Here is a 17,032-nt window from a genome sequence, read left to right on the forward strand (position 1 = left end):
CGCCTCAGCCCTTCTTGACCTGGACGCGCTCCTGGCCACGCTCGGACGCGTCCATGGCCTCGGCCTCCTGCTCGTTGAGCGAGCTGCCGTCGGACGTCGTGAAGGTGCCGTAGAACGCCTCGACCGCCCGCTCCAGGCTCTGCACGGCGTCGTCCCCGAGCTTCTTCGAGGTGCGGATCTCGTCGTAGACGCCGGTCTCGTTGCGGCCGATGTGGTCGAGGAACTCCGACTCGAAGCGGCGGACGTCCCCGACCGGGACGCGGTCGAGCCTGCCGGTGGTGCCCAGCCACAGCGAGACCACCTCGCGCTCGACCGGGTAGGGCTGGTACTGGCCCTGCTTGAGCAGCTCGACCAGCCGCTGGCCGCGGTCCAGGGTGGCGCGGCTCGAGGCGTCGAGGTCCGACGAGAACGAGGCGAAGGCCTCGAGCTCGCGGTACTGCGCCAGGTCCAGCCGCAGGCGGCCGGCGACCGACTTCATGGCCTTGATCTGCGCCGAGCCACCGACGCGGGACACCGAGATGCCGACGTTGATGGCCGGGCGGACACCGGAGTTGAACAGACCGGTCTCGAGGAAGATCTGCCCGTCGGTGATCGAGATGACGTTGGTCGGGATGTAGGCCGACACGTCGTTGCCCTTGGTCTCGATGAGCGGCAGGCCGGTCATCGAGCCCGCACCCAGGTCGTCGGAGAGCTTGGCGCAGCGCTCCAGCAGGCGGGAGTGGAGGTAGAAGACGTCGCCGGGGTAGGCCTCGCGGCCCGGAGGACGGCGCAGCAGCAGGGACACGGCGCGGTAGGCCTCGGCCTGCTTGGACAGGTCGTCGAAGACGATCAGGACGTGCTTGCCCTCGTACATCCAGTGCTGGCCGATGGCCGAGCCGGTGTAGGGGGCGATGTACTTGAAGCCGGCCGACTCCGACGCCGGGGCGGCCACGATGGTCGTGTACTCCATCGCGCCGGCCTCCTCGAGGGAGGCGCGGATGGCGGCGATCGTCGAGCCCTTCTGGCCGACGGCGACGTAGATGCAGCGGACCTGCTGCGCCGGGTCCCCGGTGGCCCAGGCCTGCTTCTGGTTGATGATCGTGTCGGTGACGATGGCGGTCTTGCCGGTCTGCCGGTCACCGATGACCAGCTGGCGCTGGCCGCGGCCGATCGGCGTCATGGCGTCGATGGCCTTGATCCCGGTCTGCAGCGGCTCGTGCACCGACTGGCGCTGCACCACGGTGGGCGCCTGCAGCTCCAGCGCCCGGCGACCGGTGGTGGCGACCGGGCCGGCGCCGTCGATGGGGTTGCCCAGCGGGTCGACGACGCGGCCGAGGTAGCCGTCGCCGACCGGCACCGAGAGGACCTCCCCGGTGCGGCGGACCTGCTGGCCCTCCTCGATGCCGGCGAAGTCGCCGAGGATGACCACGCCGACCTCGCGCACGTCGAGGTTGAGGGCCAGGCCGCGGACGCCGCTCTCGAACTCGAGCAGCTCGTTGGTCATGACCGAGGGCAGGCCCTCGACACGGGCGATGCCGTCGCCGGCCTCGGTGACGATCCCGACCTCTTCCCGGGAGACGTCCGGGGAGTACTCGGTGACGTAGTTCTGGATGGCACTGCGGATCTCGTCTGCGGAGATCGTCAGCTCGGCCATGGCTCGCGTCCTCTTCCCTGCTGGGTGGTGCTGCTGGGTGGTGTCTGGGGTGGGGTGGGCGGTCAGCCCGTGAGCCGCCGGCCCGCGGTCTCGAGCCGGTTGGCGATGCTGCCGTCGATGACCTCGTCGCCGACGCGGACGACGAGCCCACCGAGGACGGAGGGGTCCACGGTGACCTGCAGGCCGATCGCCCGTCCGTAGACCCGGCCGAGCACGTCGCGCAGCCGCTGCTCCTGCTGCGCGGTCAGCGGCACGGCGCTCGTCACGTGGGCGACCGACCGGCCGCGCCGCGCGGAGGCGGCCTCCGAGAGGCGCTCGACCCGGTTCTCCGCGTTACCCACGTGCCGGACGGTCAGCGAGTTCCGCAGCAGCTGCTCGCTGACCGGGCTGACCCGGCCGGAGACCAGCCGGTCAAGCAGCGCCGTCTTGCCCTCGGCAGGCGCCTTGTCGTCGGAGAGGATGCGGGCCAGCTCCGCGTCACCGGCGACGATCCGGCCGAACCGGAAGAGCTCGTCCTCCACGCCCTCGAGCTCGCCGCGGGCCTCCGCGGCGTCCAGCGAGGCCTCGGTGGCCAGGGCCTCCATGGCCTCGACCAGGTCCAGCGGCCGCGACCAGCGCTGCCGGGCGACGGTCTGGACGAGGTCGACGGTGGCCTCGGAGACCCGCCCGCCGAGGATCCGCGCGGCGAGCCCGGCGCGGTCGGCGGGCTTGGCCGCCGGGTCCGACAGGGCCCGGCGCAGCGTGACCTGCCCGTCGAGCAGCCGCGCCACGGCGAACAGCTCGTCGGCGAAGGCCAGCAGCCCCGGGCCCGCGGCCCCGCGCGTCGTCTCCGCCAGGCGCTCACGCGAGAGCGTGAGCGCCTCCCGGCTGGAGGCGTCCATCAGCGGTCGCCCCCGGGCACGAACACGCTGCTGCCGGTCCGCCCGTCACCGGGGGTGCCGGGGGCCATGCCGTCGAGCTGGTCGAGGAAGCGGTCGACGGTGCCGCGGCGGCGCGCGTCGTCCTCGAGGGACTCGCCCACCACCCGGCCGGCGAGGTCGACGGCGAGCGCGCCGATCTGGCCGCGCAGCTCGTTGACCACCGACTGCCGGTTGGCGGCCAGCTGCTCCTCGCCGCGGGCGACGATCCGCGCGGACTCCTCCTGCGCCTGGGCGCGCAGCTCCTCCAGGATCTGCTGCCCCTCGGCGCGGGCCTGGTCGCGGATCTGCGCCGCCTCGGTCCGGGCCTCGGCGAGCTGGGCACGGTACTGCTCCAGCGCGGCCTTGGCCTCGGCCTGCATGGCCTCGGCCCGCTCGATGCCGCCCTCGATGCCCTTCCGGCGCTCGGCCAGCAGCTTCTCCAGCCGCGGGACGACGAGCCGCCGGTAGACGACGTACAGGACGAGGAAGGAGATGATGCCGACGATCAGCTCACCCGGGTGCGGGATGACCGGGTAGGCGTCCTCCCAGAAACCGCCGTCGCCACCCTCGGCTGCGGCGGTCACGTCGCTGAGCGCGCTCATCGTGTGCTCCTCTCGTCCCTCGATCAGGAGAAGACGAACGCCAGGGCGATGCCGAAGATGGCCAGCTGCTCACAGAGCACGAAGCCGAGGATCGCGATGGTCTGCAGGACCCCGCGGGTCTCGGGCTGACGAGCCACCCCGGCCACGTAGGCCGCGAAGATCAGGCCGATGCCCACGCCCGGCCCGATGGCCGAGAGGCCGTAGCCGATGATCGCAAGGTTGCCTTCCATGGAGTGTGTCCGTTCCTCTCAGTGGGTCTGTGCGGCCGGGTGGCCCACGACGGTCGTGCGGGGCGGTGCTGGGTGGAGCCGCGGACGTCAGTGGTCGTCCGCGTACACCTCGGCGATGTAGACCGAGGCGAGCAGGATGAAGACGTAGGCCTGCAGGAACGCGATCAGGATCTCGAACGCGGTGAACAGGAAGAACATCAGGAAGGCCGGCAGCGACACCAGCTTCAGCAGGCCCTCGCCGTGCAGCAGCAGGTACTCCCCGCCCAGGGCGAAGAGCAGCAGCAGGATGTGGCCGGCGAACATGTTGCCGAAGAGCCGCAGCGTCAGCGTCACCGGACGGGTGATGAGGAAGGTGACCAGCTCGAGGAGGAACACCACCGGCACGACCCAGAACGGCAGGCCGCTGGGCACCAGGTTCCTCAGGAAGCCACCGAGGCCGCGCCGCCGGACGCCGGCCACCAGGTAGACGACGTAGACGCCGAGCGCCAGGGCGAGCGGGAAGCCGATCCGGCTCATCGTCGGGAACTGGACGGGCGGGACGATGCCCATCAGGTTGTTCAGCAGGATCAGCGTGAAGAGGGTGAACAGCAGCGGCACGTAGGGCCGGAAGTGGGCGCTGCCGATGATGTCGCGGCCGATGGAGTTGCGGACCAGGCCGTAGACGCCCTCCAGGTAGTACTGCCCACGACCGGGCACCACCGAGAGCCGACGGGTGGCGGCGACCATCACCACGGCGAGGACCAGGGTCACCAGCAGCATGACGATCATCGAGCGGGTCACCGCGAAGGCACCGGTGCCGACCAGCGGCTGCCAGAAGTCCGGGGCGCTCGGTGGGACGAACTCCTCGGCGGCCGACACCATGGTCGTCACTACTCAGCCTCCGTCGTGGACTGCGTCGGGTTGGTGCGTTGCTGCGGACCGGGGAGCAGTCGCGCGAGACCCGTGGTGCAGGCGCTGCTCACGGGCCGTGGACACCGTAACGGACCCAGATGGTGGCGATCGCAGTGGCCATCCCCAGGACCAGTCCCACGGGGATGATCCACACCTGGTCGAGGGCCTCGCTCAGCCACCACGACGGCAGCCCGAACACGAGCATCGCCGACAGCATCGTGGACAGGGCGTGCCACCCCTGGTCGAGGTGCGCCCCGGTCACCATCTGCGCGTGCACCGGCGCCGGACGCCGGCCCTCGCCGGTGTCGTGGGCGGGGCCGCCGCCCGTGCCGTCACCCGTGTCCTCGCCGGGGCGGCCGGCGGCACCGGCGCCGGTCCGGGGGTCGGTCAACGCCCCGCCACGGGCGGCGTCGTCGGCTGGTCGTAGATGTAGGTCTTCACCCGGGTGAAGGCGAGGATCTCGCCGGTCGTGCCCACCAGCGACACGACGACCGCGGTCACCGCGAAGGCCGTGGGCGAGAGCCACTCCGCGTTGCGGAAGACGAGGAGGAAGACCCCCAGCAGGCCGACCTTGAAGAAGTAGCCGACCATCGCGCCCAGGAACATCACCCGCGGGTCCAGTCCGGCCATGCGCCGCAGGAACAGGAACGTCGAGGCCGAGCTCAGCAGGACCACGGCGGTGGCCAGTGCGCTGCCCGCGGCACCGAGGCCGCCCTGGACGGCGGTGGAGACGGCGAGCGCGACCACGCCCGCCGCGGCCGCGGGGACCAGGCCCCCGCGCAACATGGCGGCGTAGGGATCGCGGGGTGCCGTGTTCTGGTCTCCGGAGTGCACGACTCACGATAACCGCCGCCACCTGGCCCGCAGTCGGTCACGAGTGGGCCGGTCACCGTCCCGGGGCGCCGGGGTCGGTGCCGGAGGGGTCAGCGCAGGCCCTGACCGGCGCCCGCGGCCCGCGGCGCGGCCGTGCCGGGCGGCGGGGTCGGCGGGGAGGCCTCCGACGGGGGCGTCTGCGCGGCGGTGACGCCGCGCTCGGCGGCGGGCCCCTGCGCGGCGACCGGACCGCGAGTCGCGCCGGGGGTGGCCCGCGCGCTGGGGTGGGCGGCGCGGCTGCGCCGCCGCTGGGCGGCGATCTCCGCCGCCCGGGCCTCCCGGGCCGTCCGCCGGGTGTGCGGGGCGAGGACGACGACGACGCCCACGACCAGCAGCGCCGCGATCAGCACGAGCAGCTCCGCCTTGCCGCCGGTCACCGACAGGGCCACCGCACCGAAGGACAGCAGGGCCGCCCAGAAGTACATCGTGAGCACCGCGCGGCGGTGCGAGTGGCCGATCGCCAGCAGCCGGTGGTGCAGGTGCATCTTGTCCGGGGAGAACGGCGACTGGCCGCGCCGGGTCCGGCGGACGACGGCCAGCACCAGGTCGATGAACGGGATGAAGAGCACCGCCACCGGCACCAGCAGGGGCAGCGCCAGGGGCAGCAGGCTGGCCGCCGAGTCGAAGGACTGGGCGTCGACGCGGCCGGTGGCGCTCACGGCGGCCGCCGACAGCATCAGCCCGACCAGCATCGACCCCGAGTCGCCCATGAAGATCCGGGCCGGGCTGAAGTTGTGCGGCAGGAACCCCAGGCAGGCACCGGCGAGCACGGCGGTCACCAGGGCGGGGGCGCTGGCGACGTCGTCGTAGCCGACCCGGCTGAGGTTGTAGCTGTAGGCGAAGAAGGCCAGCGCGGCGATCGCCGAGACGCCGGCGGCCAGCCCGTCGAGGCCGTCGATGAAGTTGAGCGCGTTGACGGTGAGGACGGTCAGCAGGATGGTCAGCGGCACGCCGACGTCCGGGCCGAACGAGATGGTGCCGATGTCGGCCACCGGCACGAACAGGAACGCCAGCTGGACGCCGACGAGCACCATGACGCCGGCCGCGGCGATCTGGCCGGTGAGCTTGGTGAGCGCGTCGAGGCCGAACTTGTCATCGAGCACGCCGAGCAGGCAGATGAGCCCGCCGGCGACGAGGACGGCGGCGGTCTGCGAGTCGTCGAAGGTGCGCTGCAGCGCGGGCAGCCTGGTGGCCACCATGATCGCCGCGGCCACGCCGAGGTACATGGCCACGCCGCCGCCGCGCGGGGTCGGGATGACGTGCACGTCGCGCTCGCGGGGCGCGGCCATCATCCGCAGCCGCACCGCGGCGAGCCGCACGACCGGGGTGGCCAGGAAGGTGACCAGCCCGGCGGTCAGCAGGACCACGGCGTACTCGCGCACGGATCAGCCTCGGCGGGGACCGGCGGAGGTGCTCATCGCGACGGTGCTCCCGGGGCCAGACGACAAGACGTTCGGCCCCACGGTATCGCCCCCACCTGGCACCGAGCAGGACCGCGAGCGACCGGGTCCCGCCGTCAGTCCGTGAGGTCGGGCACGACCTCGCGCAGCCGGTCGACCGGCACCGCGCCGACGCGCAGCACCCGCGGCACCGGGCCCGTGCAGTCGACGATGGTGCTCGGGGCCGCCCCGGCGCGGGGTCCGCCGTCGAGGACCACCGCCGCGCGCTCGCCGAGCTGGGCGAGCGCCTCCTGCGCCGTCGTCGCGGCCGGCCGGCCGGAGCGGTTGGCGCTGGAGACCGCCAGCGGACCGGTGCGGCGCAGCAGGTCGCGGGCGACGTCGTCGTCGGGGAGGCGGACGGCGACGGTGCCCTCGGCGTCCCCGAGGTCCCAGGCCAGCGACGGCGCGTGCTCGACCACCAGGGTCAGCCCGCCGGGCCAGAACGCCTCGGCGAGCCGCGAGGCGACCGGCGGCACGCTCAGCGTCAGCCCGCCCAGCGTCGAGGCCTCGCCGATGAGCACGGGCACCGGCATGGCCCGGCCGCGGTTCTTGGCGGCGAGCAGCCCGGCGACCGCGGCGGGTGAGAACGCGTCGGCGCCCACGCCGTAGACGGTGTCGGTGGGCAGCAGGACGAGCTGTCCGCGGGCGATCGCCGCGGCGGCGGCGTCCAGACCCGCGGCGCGCGCCTCCGGGTCGGTGCAGTCGTACAGGTCGGCCACGAGGGGTCAGTCTCGCGCGGCCCGGCGGGCGGTGGTGAAGCGGGGGCGCCCGGCCAGGTCGGGGTGGTCGGCGACGTCGCCGAACGCGCCGTGCGCCCGCACCAGCGCGGGCAGCGCGCCGCCCTGCTGGTCGGCGTGCTCGATGCCGAGCGCGCCGCCGTCGCGCAGCAGCCGCGCGGCGGTGCGCAGCAGCCCGCGGACGACGTCGAGGCCGTCGGGACCGCCCCACAGCGCCAGCGGCGGGTCGTGGTCGGCGACCTCCCGGGGCACGCGGGCGCCGTCGGGCACGTAGGGCGGGTTGGAGACGACGAGGTCGACGGTGCCGTCGAGGCCGGTCAGCAGGCCCGCGTCGGTCATGTCGCCGGCCAGCACGGTCACCGGCCGGTCGCCGACGCCGGCGCGCAGCACGGCGTTGTGCCGGGTCCACTCCAGGGCCTGCGGGTCGCGCTCGACGGCGGTGACGCGCGCGCCGGCGTGCTCGTGCGCGATCGACAGCGCGATGGCGCCCGACCCGCTGCCCAGGTCGACGACGACCGGCTCGGGGACGCCGGCCAGCCGCCCGAGCGCCCACTCGACGAGCTGCTCGGTCTCCGGGCGGGGCACGAACACACCGGGGCCGACGGCGAGCTCGAGGTGGCGGAAGGGCGCCCGGCCGGTGAGGTGCTGCAGCGGCACCCGTTGCGCCCGCTGGTCGAGCAGCGCGGCGAAGCGGGCGGCGACGTCGTCGTCCACGTCGTCGAGGGTGAGCAGCGCGGTGCGCGGGCGGCCGAGGGCGTGGGCGAGCAGCAGCTCGGCGTCCACGCGCGGGGACCCGACGCCGGCCGCGGCCAGCCGCCGCGCGGCGTCGGTCAGCAGCGCCCGGGGGTTCAGGAGCCGGCCGCCAGCAGCTCGGCGGTGTGCGCGCGGGTGAGCGCGTCGATGACCGGGTCGAGCTCGCCGTCGAGCACGGCGTCGAGGTTGTGCGCCTTGAAGCCCACCCGGTGGTCGGAGATGCGGCTCTCCGGGAAGTTGTAGGTGCGCACCCGCTCGCTGCGGTCGACGGTGCGCACCTGGCTGCGCCGCTGGTCGCTGGCGGTGGCCGCGGCCTCCTCGCGGGCCGCGGCCAGCAGCCGGGAGCGCAGCACGCGCAGCGCCGACTCCCGGTTCTGCAGCTGGCTCTTCTCGTTCTGCGAGCTGACCACGATGCCGGTGGGCAGGTGGGTGATGCGCACGGCGGAGTCGGTGGTGTTCACGCTCTGCCCGCCGGGCCCCGACGAGCGGAAGACGTCGATGCGCAGGTCGTTCGGGTCGACGGTGACGTCGACCTCCTCGGCCTCGGGCAGCACCAGGACGCCGACGGCGGAGGTGTGGATGCGGCCCTGCGACTCGGTGACCGGTACCCGCTGCACGCGGTGCACGCCGCCCTCGAACTTCAGCCGCGACCAGATGCCCTCGTCGGTGCGGGACTTCACCGCGATCGAGACGTCCTTGTAGCCGCCGAGCTCGGCGGGGACGGCGTCGAGCACCTCGGTGGCCCAGCCCCGCCGCTCGGCGTAGCGCAGGTACATGCGCAGCAGGTCGCCGGCGAACAGCGCCGACTCCGCGCCGCCCTCCCCCGCCTTGATCTCGAGGATGACGTCCTTGTCGTCGTCGGGGTCCTCGGGCAACAGCAAGGAGCGCAGCCGGTCGGTCAGCTCCTCGATGCGCGTCTCGAGGCCGCGGGCCTCCTCGGCGAAGGAGGGGTCCTCGGCGGCCAGCTCGCGGGCGGCGGCCAGGTCGTCGCGGGCGGCGTCCAGCGCCCGCGCCGTCTCCACGAGGGGCGCGAGCTGCGCGTAGCGGCGGCCCAGCCGGCGGGCGCGGGCCTGGTCGGCGTGCACCGCGGGGTCGGCGAGCTCGGTCTCCAGCGCGGCGTGCTCCTCGAGCAGCCCGCCCAGCCGGTCGGGCGCGGTGTCGGTGGGGCTGCTCATCTGGGACCTCTCGGGCGGGACGGTGCGGTGCACTTCCGCGGAAGTGCCCGGTGGGGCGGGGCGGACACGACGACGGCGCCCGCCCCACGCGAGGTGGGACGGGCGCCGTCGGGGGGACTACTTGCCGGCGTTCGCGCCGCGCTTGCCGAACCGCTTCTCGAAGCGGGCCACGCGGCCACCGGTGTCGAGGATGCGCTGCTTGCCGGTGTAGAAGGGGTGGCAGGCCGAGCAGGTCTCGACGGTCAGCTGGCCGCTGGGCGCGGTGCTGCGGGTGGTGAAGGTGTTCCCACACCCGCAGGTGACCGTGGTGGTGTGGTAGTCGGGGTGGATACCGGGCTTCATGATGCGGGCCTCTTCCGGGGACGTCTCGGTGCTGTCTGTCTGAACGCGGGCCACCGGCCGGTCATTCCGACCGGCCGCGCGGCCACGGCGCGGGGGCTCGGCCGTCGAGTGTCCCAGACGGCCGGGCCCCGCTGCCCTGGTGGCCCCGCTGCGAGGTCCCACCGCGAGCGTGCGAGCGGTGGGGGCAGCAGGGTCCCTTCCTCAGTCCCGCTCGGGGCCCAGCGTCGTCTTCTGGATCTGCATGAGGAACTCGATGTTGTTGCGCGTCTTGCGCAGCTTGTCGAGCAGCAGCTCCAGCGCCTGCTGCGGCTCGAGCGCGGCGAGCACCCGGCGCAGCTTGATGACGATGGCCAGCTCGTCGGGCGAGAGGAGGATCTCCTCCTTGCGCGTGCCCGACGCGTTGACGTCGACCGCCGGGAAGACCCGCTTGTCCGCCAGCCGGCGGTCGAGCTTGATCTCCGCGTTCCCCGTGCCCTTGAACTCCTCGAAGATGACCGTGTCCATCGTCGACCCGGTCTCGACCAGCGCCGAGGCGAGGATGGTCAGCGAGCCGCCGTTCTCGATGTTGCGGGCGGCGCCGAGGAAGCGCTTGGGCGGGTAGAGCGCGGTGGAGTCGACACCACCGGAGAGGATGCGCCCGCTGGCGGGCGCGGCCAGGTTGTAGGCGCGGCCCAGTCGGGTGATCGAGTCCAGCAGGACGACGACGTCGTGGCCCATCTCGACCAGGCGCTTGGCGCGCTCGATCGACAGCTCGGCGACCGTGGTGTGGTCCGACGGCGGCCGGTCGAAGGTCGAGGCGATGACCTCGCCCTTCACCGACCGCTGCATGTCGGTGACCTCCTCGGGCCGCTCGTCGACGAGGACGACCATGAGGTGGCACTCGGGGTTGTTCGTGGTGATCGCGTTGGCGATCGCCTGCAGCACCATCGTCTTGCCGGCCTTGGGCGGCGAGACGATGAGGGCGCGCTGCCCCTTGCCGATCGGCATGACCAGGTCGATGACCCGGGTGGTCAGCTGGTGCGGCTCGGTCTCCAGCCGCAGGCGCTCCTGCGGGTAGAGCGGCGTCAGCTTGGTGAACTCCGGCCGGTTGCGGGCCTGCTCGGGGTCCAGGCCGTTGACCGAGTCGAGGCGGACCAGCGCGTTGTACTTGTCCTTGCGCTCGCCCTCGCGCGGCTGCCGGACGGCGCCGGTGATGGCGTCGCCGCGGCGCAGGCCGTGCCGGCGCACCTGGGACAGCGACACGTAGACGTCGTTCGGCCCGGTCAGGTAGCCCGACGTGCGGACGAAGGCGTAGTTGTCGAGGACGTCGAGGATGCCGGCCACGGGCAGCAGGACGTCGTCCTCGCTGACGGTGGGCTCGGTCGGCTGGTCGAAGCGCTCCCGGCCGTTGCGGCGGTTGCGGTCGCGGTAGCGGCGGCCGCGGCGGCCGCGGCCGCCCTCGAAGTCGTCGTCGTCCTCGTCGGTGCGGTCGTCGGTGCGGTTGCGGTCGTCGGTCCGGCCGCGCTCGTCGGTGCGGTTGCGCTCGTCGGTGCGGTTGCGCTCGTCGGTGCGGTTGCGCTCGGTGCGGTCCGGCCGGCCACCGCGGTCGGTGCGCTCGCCGCGGTCGGGGACGCGGTTGCCGTCCCGGGTGCCCTCGCGGCCGCCGTCCCGGTTGCCGTCGCGGCCGCCGTCGCGGCTGCGCTCGCCGTCGCGGTTGCCGTCCCGACCGCGCTCGGCGCGCTCGCCGTCGCGGGCGGTGCCGTTGCCGTCGCGGGTCCGCTCGGCGCGCTCGCCGTCGCGGTTGTCCCGGCCGTCGCGGGTGCGGGTGCGGTCGCGGCGCGGGCGGTCGCCCTCGGTGGGGTCACCCTCGCTGCGCTCGCCGTCGGTGCGCTCACCGTCGGTGCGCTCGTCCTCGGTGCGCTCGGCGGGCGGGGTGGTGACGGGGCCGCCGTTGGCGCCTCCGCTGACGGGGGCCTCGAGCGGCGCGGCGGTCGCGGCGACGCCGCGCGCGGCGGGCGCGCCGGAGTCCTCGGCGGCCGGCGCGCCGGCGGGACGGCTGGCGGCGCGGCGGCGGCGCGGCGCGCTCCCGGCGCCGTCGGCGGCCGGGGTGGTCAGGGGGCCGCCGTTGGCGCCTCCGCTGACGGGGGCCTCGAGCGGCGCGGCGGTGGCGGCGACGCCGCGCGCGGCGGGCGCGCCGGAGTCCTCGGCGGCCAGCGCGCCGGCGGCCGGGGCACCGGGGGCCGGGGCACCGCCGCCCTGCTCACCGCCGACCTGGCGGGCGGAGATGGCGGCGACGAGGTCGCCCTTGCGCATGCGGCCGGTGCCGGAGATGCCCAGCTCGGACGCGAGCCGCTGGAGCTCGGGGAGCAGCATCCCGGCCAGCCCGCTGCCGCGGCGGCGCGACCGGCCCGCCGTCCCCGGAGCAGCAGGTGCCTCACCCGCGGCGCCCTCGGGGGCACCGACGGTGGTGAGGTCGGTGGTTTCGCTCACGTACAGGTCCTTCCCTGCGGTGACCTGCGCCTACCAGCGCAGGGGGTGACCCGACGGCTGCCCGTCCGGCCGGTGTGGCGGGACAGCAGGACAGACCGCGGATCGAGTGGGTGCGGGACGGATCGGCGCCGACGGTGAGAACGTCTGCAACGCCCCGCGCGAGGCTCGCCCGAGAAGGACGGCTACGCCCGAAGACTAGACTCGCCCCACGACCGGGACAACACCGCTGGCTCGCAGTGTGTTCCTCGTTATGGAGACGATACCCCAGGAGCCTCGCGCACCACCCGGGCTCCGTCGCAGTCCACCTCCAGGGGGTACACGTCCCACCCGTCCGGGGTGAGTGACGTCACGTCGTCCGTCCCCGCGGCGGGGTCCCCGGCGCCGAGGACGAGCAGGCTCGGTCCGGCGCCGGAGACCGTCGCGGCGTGGCCGGCGGCGCGCAGCCGGTCGAGCAGCGCGGCCGAGCCGGGCATCGCGGCGGCGCGCTGGCGCTGGTGCAGCCGGTCCTCGGTGGCCTCGACCAAGAGCCCCGGGTCGCAGGTCAGCGCGTGCACCAGCAGCGCGGCGCGGCCGGCGGCGTGCGCGGCGTCGGCGTGCGGGACGGCGTCGGGCAGCAGCCCGCGGGCGACGTGCGTCGACAGCGTCGCGCCCGGCACGAGGACGAGGGGGCGGACGCCGGCGGCGACCGGCAGCCGCACGGCGCGGGCACCGGCCTCCCCCATCCACGACAGCGTGGCCCCGCCGAGCAGGCACGGGGCGACGTTGTCGGGGTGGCCCTCGAGCTCGGTGGCCAGCCGCAGCACGGCGTCGTCGTCGCGGACGTCGACGTCGGGGCACAGCTCGAAGGCGCCGACGACGCCGGCGACGACGGCCGCGGCCGACGAGCCCATCCCCCTCCCCTGCGGGATGCCGTTGCGGGCGCGCACGCGCAGGCCGGGCGGCGACCAGCCGAGCACGCCGCAGGCCGCGCGGAAGGCGCGCACGACCAGGTGCGAGGCGTCGGTGGGCAGCTCGCCGGCCCCGGCGCCGGACACCTCGACGGCCAGGCCGGTGTCGGCGACGGCGAACTCGACGACGTCGTGCAGGGTCAGCGCGAGGCCCGCGCAGTCGAACGCGGGGCCGAGGTTCGCGCTGGTGGCGGGGACCCGGACGCGGACGGCGCGGCCGTTCACAGACCGAGCTTCGCGGCGGCCGCGGCGGCGTCGACCGGGACCGTCACCGGGGCGGGCGCACCGGAGATGGCCCAGTCGGGGTCCTTGAGCCCGTTGCCGGTCACCGTGCAGACGACCCGCTGTCCCGGCTCGAGCTCGCCGGCGGCGGCGACCTTGAGCAGCCCCGCGACCGAGGCGGCCGACGCCGGCTCGACGAAGACGGCTTCACTGCGGGCGAGCAGCCGGTAGGCGGCGAGGATCTCGCGGTCGGTGACGGCGTCGATGCGCCCGCCGGACTCGTCGCGGGCGGCCAGCGCCTTGGTCCACGACGCCGGGTTGCCGATGCGGATGGCGGTGGCGATGGTGCTCGGCTGCTCGACGACCTGGCCGGTGACGATCGGCGCGGCGCCGGCTGCCTGGAAGCCCCACATCCGCGGTCGCCGGGTGGCCGGGCCGTCGTCGGTGTACTCGCGGTAGCCCTGCCAGTAGGCGGTGATGTTGCCGGCGTTGCCGACCGGCAGGCAGTGCACGTCGGGGGCGTCACCGAGGACGTCGACGACCTCGAAGGACGCGGTCTTCTGCCCCTCGATGCGGAACTGGTTGACGCTGTTGACCAGGCTCACCGGGTAGTCGATGGCGAGCTTGCTGGCCAGGGCGAGGCAGTCGTCGAAGTTGCCGTCGACCTGCAGCAGCTTGGCACCGTGCACCAGCGCCTGGGCCAGCTTGCCCAGCGCGATCTTGCCCTGGGGCACGAGGACGGCGCAGACCATGCCGGCGCGCGCGGCGTAGGCGGCGGCGCTCGCGCTGGTGTTGCCGGTGGAGGCGCAGATGACCGCCTGCGCGCCCTCCTCCTTGGCCTTGGTGATGGCCATCGTCATGCCGCGGTCCTTGAACGACCCGGTCGGGTTGGCGCCCTCGACCTTGAGGAACACCTCGCAGCCGGTGCGCCGCGACAGCTCGACGGCCGGCACCAGCGGGGTGGCGCCCTCGTGCAGGGTGACCACCGGTGTGCTCGCGCTGACCGGCAGCCGCGACCGGTAGGCCTCGATCAGCCCCGGCCAGAACGGGGAGACGGTCCCGCGCAGCGTCCCGGTCATGACAGCCCCTCCACCCTCAGCACGCTGGTGACACCGCGGACCGCGGGCACCTCCCGCAGCGCCGCGATCGTCGCCGACAGCGCCGCGTCCGGGGCGCTGTGCGTCACGATGACCAGCGTCGCGGCGTCGCCGTGCCCGTCCTGGCGGACGGTGGCGATGCTCACCTCGTGACGGGCGAACTCGGTCGCCACGGTGGCCAGCACCCCCGGGACGTCGGCGACGTCGAGGCTGACGTGGTAGCGCGTCGGCGTCTCGGCGATCGGCCGGGCCGGCAGGTCGGCGTAGGCGCTCGGGCCCGCCCCCGCGGCGCCGGCCACCCGGTTGCGGGCCACGGCGACCAGGTCGCCGAGGACGGCGCTGGCGGTCGGCTCGCCACCGGCGCCCTGGCCGTAGAACATCAGCTGCCCGGCGGCCTCGGCCTCGACGAACACGGCGTTGAACGCCCCGCCGACGGCGGCCAGCGGGTGGCTGGTCGGGATCATCGCCGGGTGCACGCGGACGGCGACCGACTCGCCCTCCTCCCCCGGCACCCGCTCGCAGATGGCCAGCAGCTTCACCGTGCAGCCGATCTCCGCGGCGCGGGCCACGTCGGTGGCGGTCACCGACGCGATGCCCTCGCGGTGCACGTCGGCGGCGGTGACGGCGCTGTGGAAGGCCAGCGAGGCGAGGATCGCGCCCTTGGCGGCGGCGTCGAAGCCGTCGACGTCGGCGGTCGGGTCGGCCTCGGCGTAGCCGAGCTCGGTCGCCTCGGCCAGCGCCTCGCTGAACCCCGCGCCGGTCTCGGCCATCCGGGACAGGATGTAGTTGGTCGTGCCGTTGACGATGCCGACCACCCGCCGGATCTGGTCGCCGGCCAGCGACTCGCGCAGCGGGCGCAGCAGCGGGATGGCCCCGGCCACCGAGGCCTCGTAGTAGAGGTCGACGCCGGCCTTGGCCGCCGCGGCGTGCAGCGCGACGCCGTCCTCGGCCAGCAGCGCCTTGTTCGCGCTGACCACCGACTTGCCGGCCTCGATCGCGGCGAGGATCAGCGAGCGGGCCGGCTCGATGCCACCGATGACCTCGACGACGAGGTCGACGTCGTCGCGGGTGACCAGGCCCAGCGCGTCGGTGGTGAGCAGGTGCGCGGGCACCTCGGGGTGCCGGTCGGGCCGGCGGACGGCGACCCCGGCGATCTCGACCGGGCGGCCGACCCGCGCGGTGAGGTCGGCGGCCTGCTCCGCGACCAGCCGCAGCACCGCACCGCCGACCGTGCCGCAGCCGAGCAGGGCGACCTTGAGGGGGTTCACGAACGGGCTCCCACGGGGTGCTCGGGGGCGGGCTGGTCGATCGCCGGCGAGGGCGCCGGCACGTCCGCCAGGACGGCGTCCAGGGCGAACACGTCGGCCAGCGTCTGGCGCCGGACGACCTCGGTGGCCGCGCCGTCGCGCACGGCGACCACCGGCGGCTTGAGCAGGTAGTTGTAGTTGCTGGCCATCGACCAGCAGTAGGCGCCGGTGGCCGCGACGGCGAGCAGGTCGCCGGGCTGCACGTCCGAGGGCAGCCACAGGTCGCGCACCAGCACGTCGCCGCTCTCGCAGTGCTTGCCGACGACGCGGCACAGCGCCGGTGGGGCGTCGGAGGTGCGGTTGGCCAGCACGCAGGTGTAGCTCGCGTCGTAGAGGGCGGTGCGGATGTTGTCGCTCATCCCGCCGTCGACCGACACGTAGTTGCGCACCTGCGGCGCCCCGTGCCCGCTGCTGCCCAGCCGGACCGGCTTGATGGTGCCGATCTCGTAGAGGGTGACCGTGCCGGGGCCGGCGATCGCGCGGCCGGGCTCGACGGCCAGCCGCGGCACCGGCAGGTCCAGCGCCGCGCACTCGGCGGCCACGACGGTGCGCAGCCGCCGGGCGACGTCGCCGGGGGTGACCGGGTCGTCGTCGGGCAGGTAGGCGATGCCGAAGCCGCCGCCGAGGTTGAGCTCGCCGAGCACCTCGCCGGTCGCCTGGTGCACCTGGCCCATGAGGCCGACGACGCGGTGCGCGGCCGCCTCGAAGCCGGCGGTGTCGAAGATCTGCGAGCCGATGTGGCTGTGCAGCCCGGAGAGGTGCAGCGCGGGCTCGCGGATCACCCGGACGGCGGCGGTCAGCGCGTCGCCGGTGGCCAGCGAGAAACCGAACTTCTGGTCCTCGTGGGCGGTGGCGATGAACTCGTGGGTGTGCGCCTCGATGCCGACGGTGGTGCGGATGAGCACCGGCACCGGGGAGCCGCCGGCGGCCACCCGCGCCGCGGCCATCGGCACCAGCCGGTCGATCTCGTCGAAGGAGTCCAGGACGACGTGGCCGATGCCGGCGTCGACGGCCAGCTGCAGCTCGACCAGCGACTTGTTGTTGCCGTGCAGCGCGATGCGCCCGGCGGGGAACCCGGCGGCCAGCGCGACGGCGAGCTCGTTGCCGCTGCAGGCGTCCAGGTGCAGGCCGTCGTCGGCCAGCCACCGGGCCACCTGGCCGCAGAGGAAGGCCTTGGACGCGTAGTGGACGTCGGCGCCGGTGAACGCGGTGGCGAAGTCGGCGGCGCGACCGCGGAAGTCGTCCTCGTCGAGGACGAACAGCGGGGTGCCGTGCGCGCGCGCCAGCTCGGTGACGGGCCGGCCGCCCAGGTGCAGCTCGCCGTCGACCCGGCGGGCCGAGCGCGGCCACACCTCCGGGTCGAGCGCGCCGAGGTCGGCCGGGGGCAGGCCGACCGACGGCGGCGGGGTCATGCCC

At 74.6% G+C, this 17,032-nt stretch carries 17 protein-coding genes; all 17 read right to left on the minus strand.

What is annotated here, in order from left to right; all coding sequences use genetic code 11:
* Positions 1-4: 4 nt before the first annotated feature.
* On the minus strand, positions 5-1,633 hold the full coding sequence (gene atpA, locus BMZ33_RS04490; protein ID WP_091108306.1) for a F0F1 ATP synthase subunit alpha: 1,629 nt from the start codon (positions 1,631-1,633) through the stop codon (positions 5-7).
* Positions 1,634-1,695: 62 nt separating this feature from the next.
* Positions 1,696-2,514, minus strand: coding sequence for a F0F1 ATP synthase subunit delta (locus BMZ33_RS04495; protein ID WP_091108308.1), 819 nt, complete (start codon positions 2,512-2,514; stop codon positions 1,696-1,698).
* Positions 2,514-3,134, minus strand: coding sequence for a F0F1 ATP synthase subunit B (locus tag BMZ33_RS04500; protein WP_091108309.1), 621 nt, complete (start codon positions 3,132-3,134; stop codon positions 2,514-2,516). Before BMZ33_RS04500 ends, BMZ33_RS04495 begins: the two co-directional genes overlap by 1 nt.
* Positions 3,135-3,157: 23 nt before the next feature.
* Entirely contained in the window at positions 3,158-3,364 is a 207-nt protein-coding gene (locus tag BMZ33_RS04505) for an ATP synthase F0 subunit C (RefSeq protein WP_091108312.1), read from the minus strand.
* An 87-nt stretch (positions 3,365-3,451) separates the two neighbouring features.
* Positions 3,452-4,225: a F0F1 ATP synthase subunit A gene (gene atpB / locus BMZ33_RS04510; protein ID WP_091108860.1), complete on the minus strand. Its 774-nt coding sequence runs from the start codon at positions 4,223-4,225 to the stop codon at positions 3,452-3,454.
* Positions 4,226-4,322: 97 nt separating this feature from the next.
* The gene (locus tag BMZ33_RS04515) at positions 4,323-4,646 is read right to left on the minus strand and encodes a hypothetical protein (protein WP_091108314.1); all 324 of its coding nucleotides are present in this window, start codon (positions 4,644-4,646) and stop codon (positions 4,323-4,325) included.
* A complete protein-coding gene (locus tag BMZ33_RS04520; RefSeq protein WP_091108316.1) occupies positions 4,643-5,089 on the minus strand; it encodes a Cg1360 family ATP-synthase-associated protein in 447 nt (148 codons plus the stop codon). Before BMZ33_RS04520 ends, BMZ33_RS04515 begins: the two co-directional genes overlap by 4 nt.
* An 89-nt stretch (positions 5,090-5,178) precedes the next feature.
* On the minus strand, positions 5,179-6,510 hold the full coding sequence (locus BMZ33_RS04525) for a glycosyltransferase family 4 protein (protein ID WP_169063880.1): 1,332 nt from the start codon (positions 6,508-6,510) through the stop codon (positions 5,179-5,181).
* 134 nt (positions 6,511-6,644) lie between these two features.
* Positions 6,645-7,286 carry an L-threonylcarbamoyladenylate synthase gene (locus tag BMZ33_RS04530; protein WP_091108318.1) on the minus strand — a complete coding sequence of 214 codons (642 nt, stop codon included), beginning with the start codon at positions 7,284-7,286 and terminating at the stop codon, positions 6,645-6,647.
* A 6-nt stretch (positions 7,287-7,292) separates the two neighbouring features.
* The gene (gene prmC, locus BMZ33_RS04535) at positions 7,293-8,156 is read right to left on the minus strand and encodes a peptide chain release factor N(5)-glutamine methyltransferase (protein WP_091108861.1); all 864 of its coding nucleotides are present in this window, start codon (positions 8,154-8,156) and stop codon (positions 7,293-7,295) included.
* A complete protein-coding gene (gene prfA, locus BMZ33_RS04540) occupies positions 8,153-9,232 on the minus strand; it encodes a peptide chain release factor 1 (protein WP_091108320.1) in 1,080 nt (359 codons plus the stop codon). Before prfA ends, prmC begins: the two co-directional genes overlap by 4 nt.
* Positions 9,233-9,349: 117 nt before the next feature.
* Positions 9,350-9,574, minus strand: coding sequence for a 50S ribosomal protein L31 (rpmE, locus tag BMZ33_RS04545; protein WP_091108322.1), 225 nt, complete (start codon positions 9,572-9,574; stop codon positions 9,350-9,352).
* Between the two features lie 201 nt (positions 9,575-9,775).
* Entirely contained in the window at positions 9,776-12,043 is a 2,268-nt protein-coding gene (rho, locus tag BMZ33_RS04550; protein ID WP_091108324.1) for a transcription termination factor Rho, read from the minus strand.
* A gap of 248 nt (positions 12,044-12,291) precedes the next feature.
* On the minus strand, positions 12,292-13,215 hold the full coding sequence (gene thrB, locus BMZ33_RS04555) for a homoserine kinase (RefSeq protein WP_091108326.1): 924 nt from the start codon (positions 13,213-13,215) through the stop codon (positions 12,292-12,294).
* A complete protein-coding gene (gene thrC, locus BMZ33_RS04560; protein WP_091108328.1) occupies positions 13,212-14,291 on the minus strand; it encodes a threonine synthase in 1,080 nt (359 codons plus the stop codon). The genes thrB and thrC overlap by 4 nt, the downstream gene beginning before the upstream one ends.
* Complete coding sequence (locus BMZ33_RS04565) at positions 14,288-15,577, minus strand: homoserine dehydrogenase (protein ID WP_091108330.1); 1,290 nt, start codon at positions 15,575-15,577, stop codon at positions 14,288-14,290. The genes thrC and BMZ33_RS04565 overlap by 4 nt, the downstream gene beginning before the upstream one ends.
* Positions 15,574-17,028, minus strand: a complete 1,455-nt coding sequence (gene lysA / locus BMZ33_RS04570; RefSeq protein WP_169063882.1) for a diaminopimelate decarboxylase — start codon at positions 17,026-17,028, stop codon at positions 15,574-15,576. The genes BMZ33_RS04565 and lysA overlap by 4 nt, the downstream gene beginning before the upstream one ends.
* Positions 17,029-17,032: the final 4 nt, after the last annotated feature.

This window comes from Geodermatophilus dictyosporus (assembly GCF_900115505.1).
Classification (GTDB): domain Bacteria; phylum Actinomycetota; class Actinomycetes; order Mycobacteriales; family Geodermatophilaceae; genus Geodermatophilus; species Geodermatophilus dictyosporus.

Coding starts and splice junctions, on each gene's coding strand:
- BMZ33_RS04500 (WP_091108309.1), bottom strand. CDS start 3,134: ATGAGCGCGCTCAGCGACGTGACCGCCGCAGCCGAGGGTGGCGACGGC.
- lysA (WP_169063882.1), bottom strand. CDS start 17,028: ATGACCCCGCCGCCGTCGGTCGGCCTGCCCCCGGCCGACCTCGGCGCG.
- rpmE (WP_091108322.1), bottom strand. CDS start 9,574: ATGAAGCCCGGTATCCACCCCGACTACCACACCACCACGGTCACCTGC.
- thrC (WP_091108328.1), bottom strand. CDS start 14,291: ATGACCGGGACGCTGCGCGGGACCGTCTCCCCGTTCTGGCCGGGGCTG.
- BMZ33_RS04505 (WP_091108312.1), bottom strand. CDS start 3,364: ATGGAAGGCAACCTTGCGATCATCGGCTACGGCCTCTCGGCCATCGGG.
- prfA (WP_091108320.1), bottom strand. CDS start 9,232: ATGAGCAGCCCCACCGACACCGCGCCCGACCGGCTGGGCGGGCTGCTC.
- atpB (WP_091108860.1), bottom strand. CDS start 4,225: ATGGTGTCGGCCGCCGAGGAGTTCGTCCCACCGAGCGCCCCGGACTTC.
- BMZ33_RS04495 (WP_091108308.1), bottom strand. CDS start 2,514: ATGGACGCCTCCAGCCGGGAGGCGCTCACGCTCTCGCGTGAGCGCCTG.
- atpA (WP_091108306.1), bottom strand. CDS start 1,633: ATGGCCGAGCTGACGATCTCCGCAGACGAGATCCGCAGTGCCATCCAG.